We start from the raw sequence: 13828 nt of genomic DNA, 5'->3' as shown, positions 1-13828 counted from the left end.
ACTACGATTGAGATTGAGAGTTTTGAATCCAGAGTTGTCGACTTTTTAATGGTCGATCACCAAGCAAGGCCGTGATCACCTGTCGATACAGTTTCGTCAGTAATTGTAACTGTTCCGGATTAAAATCCCCACCATTTTCATGCGTCAACATGCTTAAAATCTGTTGACCGGATAGGGTGGAGCGTAAGGCTTTGGCCGATGGCATAAAGCCAGCATTGAGCTGAAAATAATAGTGCTGTTGTGGATCAATCTGCGCCTGATTGGCATCTACCGAAAAATCCAGACCATAACCGAGTTCTTCCAGCAAAACATGCTCAAACTGGCGCAAGATCTGTTTTAAATATAAATTTGGATTAGATTGTACGGATAATTGCTGTAATGCAGTTAAGGTCTCAGCATATTTGGCAAAAGTTTGCGGCATTTCGACTTCTAAAGGACATAACCGCAACAGGATTTCATTCAGATAAAAACCCGAAAAAAAGGCATCGCCAAAAAAGAAAATCGGCTGATTGACAATTTCCAGTTTAGTAAAATTTTTGAGTTCGGATTTACCTGAAGCTTGCAAACGAATGGGCTGATATTGCGGTGGTGGCATTTGCCTGAGAATGCCGTCTACCCTGCCATATTCTTGGGTAAATAAATGCACAATATGACTGCGTTCACGGTACTTACGATGATGAATCAGATAGCCATGCAGTACTTCGTTACGCATAAGCGGGTACTTTAATCCTTATCTTTTTTTGATTTTTTATCATCTTCTTCGTCATCCCCATCCGGGATCACTGCGCCCACAACAGCCGCTGTACCTTTCACTGCGACTTTTGTGGTTTTATAAGCCACCTTGACAGGAACCGTGACCACTTTATGAATACAGCCTTGCAGAAATAAAACACATGCAACCACTGCCAACACTTTCATCATCACAGATTCCTCGAAGGGTCTTATCAAGCTTATCGCTTAGATATCACTATAACCTAAGCTTTTTAATGCACGTTCATCATCAGACCAGCCACCTTTGACTTTCACCCAAAGGGTTAACATGATTTTCTGTTCGAACATTTTTTCCATGTCGAGACGCGCATCCATACCGATTTTCTTCAGTTTGACACCTTTCTCGCCAATCACAATGGCTTTTTGGCTCGGACGATCGACAAAAATCGTGGCATCAATATAGGTACAGGCAGCTTTCATACGACCCGTTTTTTCATTCAAGACCGGCTCTTCAGTTTTGAATGATTCGATCTGAACGGTCAAATCGTATGGAAGCTCTTCACCCAGCTGACGCATGATCTTTTCACGGATAATTTCAGACGCCAGGAAACGCTCTGAACGATCGGTCAGTTGATCCAGTGAGTATAGTGGTGGCTGGAACGGAAGATACTTGGCAATCGTGTCACGTAAATGTTCAAGATTGGCACCACGAAGCGCAGATACCGGTACGATTTCCGCAAAGTTCATCAGCTTTTCGCGTTCACGAATCAGCGGCAAAGCTTCGTTCTTGTTTTCAAAAGTATCGAGCTTGTTGATCACCAGAATCACTGGCATTTCAGCATTTTTCAGCTTTTCCAGAACCAGGTCATCATTTGGCGTCCACTTTTGTGCATCCACTACGAATAAAACCAGGTTCACATCGCGTAAAGCCGAATGTGCCGCACGGTTCATCATTTTATTGATGGCACGGACTTCTTTTTTATGCATCCCCGGTGTATCGACAAATACCGCCTGAGATTTTTCACGTGAATCAATCCCCACGATTTTATGACGTGTAGTTTGTGGTTTACGTGAGGTAATCGAAAGTTTTTGACCCAGAATATGGTTCATTAAGGTAGATTTACCCACATTCGGGCGACCTACAATGGCAACAAAACCACTACGATAATCCGATGGGATCTCGGTGCCTTGTGCACTAAAAAATTGACTAATAAGGTCGTGACTGTCGCTTTGCGACTCGTGATCAGCATCAATGTGATCGGAATGAGTAGTCATTAAGACTTATGCTCCAAAAGTTTCAAAATATCCGCCGCAACGGCTTGTTCAGCAAAACGCCGGCTCGCGCCTTCGCCTTGCATGGTCGGCAATCCCGCAATCTGGCATTCCACTTTAAAATGCTGATTGGGTGCATCACCTTGAATATCTACAACCTCGTAAACTGGGAGAGGTTTCTTACGTGCTTGTAAATACTCTTGTAAGCGAGATTTAGGATCTTTAAGCTGATCTGTCGGCTCAATATGATCTAAATATGGTTCGTACCATTTTAACACAATCGGTTCTAGCACGGTGAGATCACCGCAGTCGACATAGATTGCGCCAATAATCGCTTCTACCGTATCTGCCAGTATAGACTCACGATGATGACCACCAGATTTCAATTCACCGGTACTGAGAATTAAATTCTGACTCAGTTTTAAATCATTGGCGATTTTTCCTAATGCTTCCTGACGAACCAGGGTCGCACGCATACGCGTTAACCGGCCTTCATTTTCGCTTGGATAGGCATTAAAAAGATAATTCGCAATGATCATCCCTAAAAGAGAATCGCCCAGAAATTCCAGGCGCTCGTAGTTGTGTTTATGACTGACTGAACGATGAGTCAATGCCAGTTTCAGCAAATCAGCCTGTTTGAACTGATAGCCGATCCGTTTGGCAAGACGTTCATCATTTAGCTTTGACTGTGCTTTGATCAAACTCTTTCTCAAACTTCATCACTAAATCGATATTCATTATGAAATTTTTACGAATTTCATAACTCTTGTGCACCTGTAAACCATCGGTATTGGTGACTTTGGCAATTTCGTCAAACTTTAGATCACGAATATTATTCATTTCTAAACGCTGACTCATCTGTTGACGGAATTTTTCTGGCGTTATATTGGCTGGAGCACTTTTTAACAGCGCCTCAATCTCACCATCTACCATACGATCATCGAAGTATGGTCCCCACACCGCAATCGCCACTTTTGCAAGAAATGCAAAGCCCACGATTGCAAATAAAACCCCAATATAAGAAGCACCTTGTTGATGTCTCATTTTTATTTTCCTGATTGAAACAATTAATCGATTGTTCCGTTTCGACCAAACGATGGCAATTTAAAGCCAGGTTCTTTATGCATCCAGATATAGAAGGCACGACCTGTTAAGTTTTCTTCCGGAACAAGCCCCCAGAAACGACTGTCAGCACTCTGATCGCGATTATCCCCCATCGCAAAGTAGTGACCTTCTGGCACTGTTACTTCCCAATATAAACCATTTTCACCTGAATATTTACCATTTTCCAGATAGTTAATATAAGGTGCCTGACGAGCAACATTCACCCCTTCCAGCTCACGCATGGTAAAAGTATGCTCGCCCAGGGTTTCTTTATGATAAATAGCTGTCGGTGTATCTAAACGGTCTTTTTCGCGGCTAAATTCTACTGGAACTTTCGCTACTTTTTCACCATTAATGCTCAACTGGCCATGATCATAAACAATATGATCGCCTGGCAAGCCGACAATACGCTTGATATAACTGATAGTCGGTTGCGGTGGATAACGAAATACCGCTACATCACCACGTTCTGGACTGCCGGTATCAATAATTTTGGTATTGACCATAGGCAGTTTGATGCCATAGTCAAATTTATTCACCAGAATAAAATCACCGGTTTCCAGCGTCGGCACCATCGAATCGGATGGAATATTAAAAGGTTCATATAAAAACGAACGCAGTACCAGCACAATCGTCAGTACCGGCCAAAAGTCATAAGCCCAGGTGATAATGAAATTCTCATGGCCTTTGCCTCGGGTTTGTCTTTGTTTCAAAACAAACTTGTCTAGCAACCACACTGCAACAAAAAACAGGGTCGCAGGCACAAGAATCAAATTAAAATCAAAATCCATGGGCTTATATCCTTATTATTTTAGCGTTCGACTTTTAATACGGCTAAGAACGCTTCTTGCGGGATTTCTACACTACCCACCTGTTTCATGCGTTTCTTACCTTCTTTCTGTTTAGACAGAAGTTTTTTCTTACGTGACACGTCACCACCATAACACTTCGCCAATACGTTTTTACGCATCGCTTTTACAGTCGAACGGGCAATGATTTGTGCACCAATTGCAGCCTGAATCGCCACATCAAACATTTGACGTGGAATCAGGTCTTTCATTTTTTCAACCAGCGCAATACCACGATGACGTGCATCATTACGGTGACAGATCATCGCCAAGGCATCGACTTTTTCCCCATTGATCAAGACATCTACTTTGACTAAAGATGAGCTTTCAAAACGGACAAAGTTATAGTCCAGTGATGCAAAACCACGTGAACAAGACTTCAATTTATCAAAGAAGTCCATGACCACTTCGGCCATTGGAATTTCGAAAGTAATGGAAACCTGATTCGCCATAAACTTCATGTCTTTTTGCACACCACGGCGCTCAACACATAACGTCATGACGTTACCCAAGTATTCTTGCGGTACCAGAATATGACACTCAGCAATCGGTTCACGTAAATCTTCAACCGTTGAACCATCCGGCATTTTGGATGGACTGTCGATATAAATCGTCTGACCATTCTTCATCACCGCTTCATAAATTACGGTTGGCGCAGAAGAAATCAGGTCAAGATCATACTCGCGTTCCAGACGCTCCTGTACGATTTCCATGTGCAGCATGCCCAAGAAACCACAGCGGAAACCAAAACCGAGCGCATCTGAACTTTCAGGTTCAAAGAACAAGGCCGAGTCATTGATTTGCAGTTTATGCAATGCTTCACGGAAAGGTTCAAAATCGCTGGCATCAATCGGGAATAGACCGGCATAAACCTGCGGTTTCACCTTTTTAAAGCCCGGTAATGTTGCCACTTCAGGTGTCGCTGCCAGAGTAATCGTATCACCAACCGGTGCGCCGAAAATATCTTTAATACCAGCAATCACAAAGCCAACTTCACCCGCTTCCAGCATACCGGTTTCAGTATGTTTCGGGTTAAAGATCCCCACGGAAGTAATGATATGCGTTTGACCGGTTGATTTAATCAACATTTTGTCGCCTTTACGCACACGCCCCTGCTTGACCCGAACCAAAGAAACTACACCAAGGTAGTTATCAAACCATGAATCCACAATCAGCGCTTGTAACGGCGCTTCGCGATCACCCTCAGGTGCAGGAATTACATTGACCAGTGTTTCAAGCACACCTTCAATACCCAAACCTGTTTTTGCAGAACAGGTCGGCGCTTCTGTGGCTTCAATCCCGATAATGTCTTCAATTTCCTGAATGACACGTTCAGGTTCAGCTTGCGGCAAGTCGATCTTGTTCAGTACCGGAAGTACTTCCAGACCTTGTTCAATTGCGGTATAGCAGTTAGCAACAGACTGTGCTTCTACGCCCTGCGCAGCATCTACAACCAGCAAGGCACCTTCACAGGCAGCAAGGGAGCGTGAGACTTCATACGAGAAGTCGACGTGTCCCGGTGTATCAATAAAGTTCAACTGATACTCTTGACCGTTGGGATGCGTATAGTACAAGGTTACCGAAGTGGCTTTAATGGTAATCCCACGTTCGCGCTCAAGCTCCATTGAGTCAAGGACTTGAGCCTGCATTTCACGATCTTGCAAGCCGCCACAAGTTTGAATAAAGCGATCCGCTAGGGTCGATTTACCGTGGTCAATGTGCGCAATAATCGAGAAGTTACGAATGTTTTTAATATCAACAGATTTTTTAGCTTGCGCCATGGGTTACCTTGAGAAAAAACACGCTATGTAATTTAAAAATATTACATAACAAAAGCCGAATAGAAATTGCGAAGGATTATAGCAGAATGGTGATCTAGAAAAAGAATTATATTTTTTCCTTTATTCCCTAGGTCGCGTACACCTCAGTCAGATGAAATCTGGATCACCATGATTAGAAAATAGCTCCCCAGCTCCACTTCTTCCTCAATATTATCAAAGTGTACTGATCAAACTGGAAAATGTTGCCTCATTAATCCAGATGTAAAGTTGAAAAGTCAAAAGGATTTACATGCTCTGAAAGTGGCTGATAAGCCTGAGTAAAAGTTGGTGACATACGTTTTGGACGCCCCGTGGCCATTTCGATACAAGCCCATTGCGTACTGCCGTTAAACAACAGGGTCTGATCCTGTGGTCGATAAAATGCGTATTGTCTAAAGGAATACAGGGCATTGATATCATTCAGCCAAGTGCGCAGAATAATCTCGTCTCCTTCAAAAGCTGCCTTGCGATATTGCACCTGATGTTCAACTGCGACCATGGCATGTTTCAGCTCTACATATTGCTTGAGTCCCAAGCCCAGTTTTTCAATATGAGCTGATGCGACATCCTGCATCCATTGCACATAGACCACATTGTTCACATGACCCAAACCATCAATATGTTTGGCTTGTACCTTTAAAGAAAGATCAAAAATACCACTCACTTTGCTGTTATCCTTTCCATGATTTTAAGGCTATAGAGTCTACCGAATTTATCGCCCGGATAAATTGCAAAAAATAAAAAACCGCTTCTACAAGCGGTTTTTCAAGAAAATCTAGCAATCTTATGAGATACGCATTCCGACCACAGCAAGCTGCCCCTGACGAATCAAGGTGACACGCGCGATGCTACCCTTTTTCAGTTCAGACACCTCTTGCACAAACTGATTTGAATTCAGTACTGTCTGGTTATTAATTTGCGTGATCACATCATTCGGCATGATTCGTGCCTGTGCTGCAATACCACCCGGACGTACATCCTGAATCACCACACCACCTTTGATTTCCAGACTCGCTAACTCTGCTGGACTGAGGTCACGAATTGAAACCCCGATCACTGGCCCTTTGCTGGGTTGAGCCTGTGTGCTTGCTTTTGCTGGGGTATCATCTGGTGCCGCACTTAAAGTCGCTGCAATACTACGACGTTTATCATCACGCAAGATTTCAAGTTGTACCTGCTGCTGAGGTGCAGTACGGTTCAAATAGTTCAACAACTCGCTGGTACGTGAGATTGGGGTACCATTGTATTTTAAGATCACATCACTGGCACGCAGACCCGCACGTGCAGCCGGTGAATTTGGCGCAACCTGAGTCACCAAGGAACCTTCAGGCTTAGGCAGGTTATAGGATTCAGCAAGATTACGGTCGATATCCTGCAAACTCACGCCCAGATAAGAGCGGGTCACTTTACCATTCTTTTTCAGCTGATCTGCAACTTCCATTGCCACATCAATCGGAATCGAAAAGGACAAGCCCATATACCCACCGGTTCCACTAAAGATCCGTGAGTTGACACCGACCACTTCACCACGCTGGTTAAATAGAGGACCCCCTGAATTACCCGGGTTCAATGCTACATCTGTCTGGATGAAAGGTACTGCAGTTTCACCCATCATATTACGCATTTTGGCACTAACGATTCCGGCAGAAGCGGAATAATCAAAACCAAATGGCGAACCAATTGCGAGTACAGGCTCACCAACACGTAAGCGTCCTACATCACCCGTCCGTAATTCTGGGAAATTCGAGCCATTAACTTTAAGCAAAGCTACGTCAGTTCGTGCATCACTCCCTACAACAGTGGCATCAATTTCACGACGGTCATTCAGGGTAATGGTGACTTTGGAAGCATCCTCAACCACATGATGATTGGTCAGCAGATAACCATCCTTGCTGATAAAGAATGCACTGCCATAGCCCGTCTTTTCCTGTGGCATACGCTGTTGCGGAATAATCACCTGATTACCAAAAAAGCGGCGCAGAATTTCCGGCACTTGTTGTTGTAAGAGCTCTTCTTCGCTCATTTTTTTAACGACATTGACACTGACCACTGCAGGACTGACCTGCTCGACCAGATTTGAAAAATCAACCGGCGTTACAGCCTGCAACTGTGCAGCACTCATGGTGAGAGTGGCTGCAAATAATCCTTTTTTTAAGTCTAGAATTTTCATATAAATTATTCACTCAAATTATTGATAAATTTATGTAAATAGGTTTTATCACAAACACTGTAAAGTTTAAGTAATAATATGTTTCAATACTTTATTCTGGGCAATATCTCATTATTAAAGCATTAAGTTAAGGCTTTGATTAATTTTTTTCATCAATAAATGAGCACTTCAACGCTTGCCTTTTGTATAAAAAAGCGCTGTTATTACCAAACTTTTTTAAAATTAGCTGATGGACATGTCTAATTTATCCCTTACCCATCAATTTGACGTCATTATTGTGGGCAGTGGCGGTGCCGGTTTAAGTTTAGCCTTATCGCTCCCAGATCATTTTAATATTGCAGTGTTGGCGAAATCTACCCTGACAGATGCCAGCACTTTTTATGCTCAAGGTGGCGTGGCCGCAGTACTGGATGAAATGGATTCGATTGAACAACATATTGATGACACTATGATTGCAGGTGCGCAACTGTGTGAAATGGATGCGGTTAAACAGACGGTAGAAGGTGGCAAACCCTCGGTTGATTTCCTGCTGAAACATGGCGTTCAATTTACCCTCGATGAACAGGAACAATTACATCTCACCCGTGAAGGTGGTCATTCACAGCGCCGAATTATTCATGCGGCCGATGCCACGGGTCGTGCCATTTCCACTACTCTGGTACAACGCGCTCAAGAAAAAAAGAATATTAAAATTTTTGAAAATTATATTGCGATTGACCTGATCTGTTCACAAAAGCTGGGGTTAGACGGCGATAATCGCGCGCTGGGTTTATATGTACTGGATGAAAAAACTGAAAAAGTGCATACCTTCTTGGCACCATTTACCGCGCTAGCCTGTGGCGGTGCCATGAAAGCCTATCTTTACACCTCAAATCCAGATATTGCTACGGGTGATGGTATTGCCATGGCTTATCGTGCCGGCTGCCGGGTCGCAAATATGGAATTTAACCAGTTCCATCCGACCTGCCTGTATCATCCACAAGCACGTTCTTTCCTGATTACTGAAGCAATGCGTGGTGAAGGCGCTTATCTGCGTCTGCCTGATGGTGAACGCTTTATGCTGCGTTTTGATGAACGTGCCGAACTCGCACCGCGTGATATCGTGGCACGTGCCATCGACTATGAAATCAAGCGTCTCGGTATACGTCATGTCTGGCTGGACATTACCCATAAAGATGAAAGCTTTGTCAAAGAGCATTTCCCTACCCTGTATGCCCGTTTACTTGAACTAGGGATCGATATTACCAAGGACATGATTCCAGTGGTTCCGGCAGCCCATTACACCTGCGGTGGCGTCGTGGTCGATGAAAACAGTCAGACGGATATTGCCGGACTCTATGCGATTGGGGAAACCTCTTATACTGGTCTGCATGGTGCTAACCGAATGGCAAGTAACTCACTTTTAGAATGTTTTGTCTATGGTATGAGTGCGGCCAAGCACATTCAGAAAAATTTCAAGACCGATCAGCCAGCTCCTACAGTCCCATCTTGGGATGATTCTCAGGTGACCAACCCGGATGAAGATGTGGTGATTCTGCAAAACTGGGATGAGCTACGTCAGACCATGTGGAACTATGTGGGCATTGTCCGCACCACCAAACGCTTGGAACGTGCACTACATCGCATTGAAATGCTGAAAAAAGAAATTACCGAGTATTATCAGGATTACCAGGTCAGCAAAAATCTGATCGAGCTGCGTAATCTGGTGTTGGTGTCCGAGATGATCGTGCGCTGCGCCATGCACCGCAAAGAATCTCGCGGTCTGCATTTCACCTTGGATTATCCCGAGCTGCTACCAGAACTACGCAAAACAGTCCTCGTCCCACCAAATTTTGAAGTGGAAACACCTTTGGTGAATTGTTAAAAGTGGATGGAGATAACATCTTTGGGTGATATCTCCTTTTCTTTTTAGATTTTTATCTGCTTAAATTTAACTTAGGCTATTTACAGCCAGTCTTCTATCTTTCAGGTAATTAACGTTGTGGTGGAATTGAATATGTTCCTGTCACATGCGCCACAGGTTCTTCATTATCTATCGAATAAATCCAGACCTCTCCCACGATCAGTGCCTTGCCGACCTTGATCAGCTTACATTCTCCCCGTATATCGGTTCCACCTGAAGGTTTACGTAAAAAATTGATATTCAAGTTAGTGGTCACGGCCAAACCGACCAATCCAATTTCACCCAGAATGGCAACATAAAGAGCAAAATCCGCCAAGGTCATCATGGTTGGGCCAGAAACCGTGCCGCCTGGACGCAATTCCTCTGATCTCACCTGATAAAGCAAAGTGGCTCCACGCGGAGAAACGGCTTCAATCCGGCACTTCTCCAGGCTTTGTGGAAATTCTTGTTGTAAAAATTGTTCTATCTCAGTTTTGGTCGTTTTCATATGATTAAAAAATCTTCTATATCAGCCTTAATATAGAAGATTCTTCACAGATAAACCTAGAGAAAAATTAAATAAAAAGTATTTTAATAATCGGCTTATTTTAAATAACTTAAGGCCTGCTCAAATACCTGCTCAGGCGTTTGAGTTGCATCCAGACGTTTGATCCGTTCAGGATGACGTTGCCATAAAGTTTCATATCCCGCTCTCACTTTCTCAAAGAAAGTGACTTTTTCCTGTTCAAAGCGATCCAGCGCACCACGTTCACGTGCTCGGTTCATCCCCAGTTCAATAGGTGCTTCTAACCAGAACGTGATGTCCGGCATGCGTGCGACAAAGTGGTCATTCAGTAACTGCAACTTGGTTTCGCTCAGACCCCGACCTGCACATTGATAGGCAAAGCTGGCATCGCTAAAACGGTCACATAAGACAATTTTCCCAGCTTCTAATGCGGGCAGAATCACTTGTGCCAGATGCTGGGCACGCGCCGCATACATCAATAACAGCTCGGTATCATGCGCCATGGCTTCTTCATGGTTCACAGCCAGCAACAGCGAGCGAATCTGCTCAGCCATCGGGGTTCCACCGGGTTCACGAGTCAAAATAACATCTTTGCCCTGTGCGATAAAATCTTCATAGATCGAACGAATGAGCGTGGTTTTACCTACACCTTCTGTGCCTTCAAAGCTAATAAACATACTCATTCCTTATTTTTCGAGCGTAAAATCGTCAGATATTCCTGTACGGCTTTATTGTGGTCATTCAGATTGCTCGTGAATTTATGCCCACCATTACCGGTAGCGACAAAATACAGGTTGTCAGAATTATCCGGATGCATGGCTGCTTCAATGGCTTTCTTGCTTGGCAAGGCAATCGGTGTTGGCGGCAAACCTGAAATGGTATAGGTGTTATACGGCGTCGGTGTGCGTAAATCCTTGCGAGTAATATTGCCGTTATAGCTGTCACCCATGCCATAAATCACTGTTGGATCGGTCTGTAAACGCATGCCAATTTTTAAACGGCGTACAAATACCCCAGAAACCTGTTCCAATTCACGATCCACACTGGTCTCTTTTTCAATGATTGAGGCCATGATCAGCGCGTCATATTTATTCTGATACGGCAGATCAGTTGCACGTTTCGCCCACGCCTCATCCAGTGCTTTCATCTGGCGCTGATACAGATTGGTCAGAATTTTACGGTCAGTTTCACCTTTGGCAAAGAAATAAGTATCCGGTGCAAACAGCCCTTCAGGATGTGAAAACGGAATATTCAATTCTTTGAGTAATTGCTCAGTAGGCAGATGCAGTACTTCTTTGGTGACTAAATCATTTTTCTTCAGGGCATCAATCAGTTGCTTAAAGGTCGTGCCTTCAATTACCAGAATCCGGCTCATCTGGGCATTGTCTGCATCGGAAATCATCTCCAAGACCTGACGGATGCTCATGCCTTGGCGTACTTCATACACGCCCGCTTTCATGGTGTCATGAATCATGATGCGCTGATACAGCTTGAGAATGATCGGGAAACTCACCTGATCTTCTGTGGCCAGACGATCAATAAAACCGGAATAGGTTTGACCAGATTCGATCGCGAGCAGCTGTTTTTTTCCTTCTACAGGATAATCCTTCCACAAACTGCTTTTCAGGATCAACGCCAAGATCAAAACAATCCCCATCAGGACCAAGGCAATTCCTTTGAAAGATGAGGAGAATCTCGCTTTATTTTTCTTTTTGGCTTTAGGTTTGGAAGCTGACATATTAAGACATCTGGTTTAATCGAAGACGGTTAAAAAGTTCAATACAAGCATTGCCATCCAAGGCGCGCTGCTCAAATTGTGTGACAATTTTCATCGGGCTGAGTGCATTGCAGAAAAACAGACTCCGAATATGGGAAATTTCATCCATACCGATATATCGTTGCTCATAGACAATACCCTGATCTTGCATACGTTGTAGAATTTCTGCACGCATGACACCGAAGACGCCATTATAACGGAGTTCTGGCGTAATCCATGTATTCTTTATAAGAATGAAACAATTACTGCTCACCCCTTCGACAATGCCACCTTGTACATCTGTCACTATTGCCTCAGGCCAGCCGCGTTGATCTGCTTCCTGTTTCAGTAAAACCTGCTCCAGGCGGTTCAGGGTTTTCAGTCCAACCAGACTGGGCATAGTCAATCCCACTGCCTGCTGCAATACGCCACTTTGAATCTGTTCAAACTTAAAATCCTGTACGGTTTGAGGATAATAAAATAGCCAGAGATCTGCAGGATGATCCGGCAAGCTATAACCGCGCTGACCAATTCCACGACTCAGCACGATTTTCAATGTGCCATTCAGTTCATGTTCTGATGCACGTAAAATCTGTAAGCTTTCTGCAATCAGATCAAGATTGGCATTCAGGCTTAATTTCTGATTGCTAATGTGCAAACGTGCCAGATGACGATCATATAATTCAATCCGGTTATGCCGAATCCGGGCCGTGGTAAAACAGCCATCACCATAATGAAAGCCACGATCCAGCACATCTATCTGGCTGACCTGTTGGGCATTTTTTAAATACAGCATATTTTGCAGCCTCTAAAATGAAAAATTGAGCAGTCAGATTCAGGCTTCACCTATATATCTTTTTTACTCACATCCAATTCTTTTTTAATTATTTTTTATGCAAAAAAACTCAAGCTATTCTTGCCTCATCTAACAAAAGCTAAAAAACTTGAGGAAAAAATGAGCATTCGTAAATTAAAAATTGGGGTATTGGCAGCACTGGTATCAGCAAGCGCTTTTAGTGTCTCTGCAAAAGATTTCCTAAACGTTTCATATGACCCGACTCGTGAATTATATGACAATTTCAATAAGGAATTCAGCGCATACTGGAAAAAAACCACCGGTCAGGATATTAACTATAAACAGTCACATGGCGGTTCAGGCAAACAGGCACGTGCCGTGATTGACGGACTGGGTGCCGATGTTGTAACACTGGCACTGGCAGCAGATATTGATGAAATTGCAGAACGTGGTTTGCTGCCTAAAGACTGGCAAAAGAAATTCCCGCAGAATTCGACACCCTATACTTCAACCATCGTTTTTCTTGTACGTAAAGGCAATCCAAAAGGAATCAAAGACTGGGGAGACCTGGTTAAACCAGGCGTAGACATTATTACCCCGAACCCAAAAACTTCAGGTGGTGCACGCTGGAATTATCTGGCTGCCTGGGCGTGGGCCAAACACCAGAAAGGTGGCAATGATGCCAAAGCACAAGACTTTGTCCGTCAAATCTACAAACAAACCAAAGTACTGGATTCGGGTGCACGTGGTGCTACCACGACTTTCGCTGAACGCGGGATTGGGGATGTATTACTGGCTTGGGAAAATGAAGCACATTTGGCCGTCCGCGAACAGCCGGGAAAATTTGAAATCATGGTGGTGTTTCAAAAAGTATGCTGACATTAAATGAAGCCATTATTGATGTAAAAAAAGGTTAAGTCGAAAGCTTTAAAATGGTTTTCAA

General features: G+C 43.7%; 14 protein-coding genes and 1 pseudogene. 2 read left to right on the top strand and 13 right to left on the bottom strand.

The window, feature by feature from the left end:
* Position 1: 1 nt before the first annotated feature.
* The 9 genes from recO to NI469_RS11480 form a co-directional block, all read right to left on the bottom strand.
* Positions 2-712 carry a DNA repair protein RecO gene (recO, locus tag NI469_RS11520; RefSeq protein WP_004731661.1) on the bottom strand — a complete coding sequence of 237 codons (711 nt, stop codon included), beginning with the start codon at positions 710-712 and terminating at the stop codon, positions 2-4.
* Positions 713-723: 11 nt separating this feature from the next.
* Positions 724-921, bottom strand: a complete 198-nt coding sequence (locus NI469_RS11515; protein ID WP_004645619.1) for an NF038104 family lipoprotein — start codon at positions 919-921, stop codon at positions 724-726.
* Positions 922-957: 36 nt separating this feature from the next.
* A complete protein-coding gene (gene era / locus NI469_RS11510) occupies positions 958-1986 on the bottom strand; it encodes a GTPase Era (RefSeq protein ID WP_004279061.1) in 1029 nt (342 codons plus the stop codon).
* Positions 1986-2684 (bottom strand): ribonuclease III, encoded by a 699-nt coding sequence (gene rnc, locus NI469_RS11505; protein WP_004279062.1) that lies wholly within the window; start codon positions 2682-2684, stop codon positions 1986-1988. Before rnc ends, era begins: the two co-directional genes overlap by 1 nt.
* Positions 2656-3027, bottom strand: coding sequence for a DUF4845 domain-containing protein (locus tag NI469_RS11500; RefSeq protein WP_004731664.1), 372 nt, complete (start codon positions 3025-3027; stop codon positions 2656-2658). Before NI469_RS11500 ends, rnc begins: the two co-directional genes overlap by 29 nt.
* Positions 3028-3050: 23 nt before the next feature.
* The gene (gene lepB, locus NI469_RS11495; protein ID WP_004731666.1) at positions 3051-3878 is read right to left on the bottom strand and encodes a signal peptidase I; all 828 of its coding nucleotides are present in this window, start codon (positions 3876-3878) and stop codon (positions 3051-3053) included.
* Positions 3879-3898: 20 nt separating this feature from the next.
* Positions 3899-5716 carry a translation elongation factor 4 gene (gene lepA, locus NI469_RS11490; protein WP_004731667.1) on the bottom strand — a complete coding sequence of 606 codons (1818 nt, stop codon included), beginning with the start codon at positions 5714-5716 and terminating at the stop codon, positions 3899-3901.
* Positions 5717-5966: 250 nt separating this feature from the next.
* Positions 5967-6419: an acyl-CoA thioesterase gene (locus NI469_RS11485; protein WP_004645622.1), complete on the bottom strand. Its 453-nt coding sequence runs from the start codon at positions 6417-6419 to the stop codon at positions 5967-5969.
* A gap of 120 nt (positions 6420-6539) precedes the next feature.
* A complete protein-coding gene (locus NI469_RS11480) occupies positions 6540-7925 on the bottom strand; it encodes a Do family serine endopeptidase (protein WP_004279067.1) in 1386 nt (461 codons plus the stop codon).
* A 229-nt stretch (positions 7926-8154) separates the two neighbouring features.
* Between NI469_RS11480 and nadB the strand changes: the two genes are divergently transcribed.
* Positions 8155-9789 (top strand): L-aspartate oxidase, encoded by a 1635-nt coding sequence (nadB, locus tag NI469_RS11475; RefSeq protein ID WP_167513710.1) that lies wholly within the window; start codon positions 8155-8157, stop codon positions 9787-9789.
* Positions 9790-9898: 109 nt separating this feature from the next.
* On the opposite strand, the gene NI469_RS11470 is transcribed toward nadB, so the two are convergent.
* The 4 genes from NI469_RS11470 to pabC form a co-directional block, all read right to left on the bottom strand.
* A complete protein-coding gene (locus NI469_RS11470; protein ID WP_004279069.1) occupies positions 9899-10315 on the bottom strand; it encodes a PaaI family thioesterase in 417 nt (138 codons plus the stop codon).
* A gap of 95 nt (positions 10316-10410) precedes the next feature.
* Entirely contained in the window at positions 10411-11010 is a 600-nt protein-coding gene (gene tmk, locus NI469_RS11465) for a dTMP kinase (protein ID WP_004279070.1), read from the bottom strand.
* Positions 11011-11012: 2 nt separating this feature from the next.
* Positions 11013-12071, bottom strand: coding sequence for an endolytic transglycosylase MltG (mltG, locus tag NI469_RS11460; protein ID WP_004279071.1), 1059 nt, complete (start codon positions 12069-12071; stop codon positions 11013-11015).
* Position 12072: 1 nt separating this feature from the next.
* Complete coding sequence (pabC, locus tag NI469_RS11455; protein WP_004279072.1) at positions 12073-12885, bottom strand: aminodeoxychorismate lyase; 813 nt, start codon at positions 12883-12885, stop codon at positions 12073-12075.
* Between the two features lie 159 nt (positions 12886-13044).
* Here pabC and NI469_RS11450 point away from each other — a divergent pair.
* Positions 13045-13740: pseudogene (locus tag NI469_RS11450) on the top strand (sulfate ABC transporter substrate-binding protein); the annotation flags it as partial.
* Positions 13741-13828 lie beyond the last annotated feature (88 nt).

It is taken from the genome of Acinetobacter lwoffii, assembly GCF_024129735.1.
In the GTDB taxonomy this organism is placed as follows: domain Bacteria; phylum Pseudomonadota; class Gammaproteobacteria; order Pseudomonadales; family Moraxellaceae; genus Acinetobacter; species Acinetobacter lwoffii_H.
Note: the sequence above shows the minus strand (reverse complement) of the source record. Positions and strands in the feature narration are given on the sequence as shown.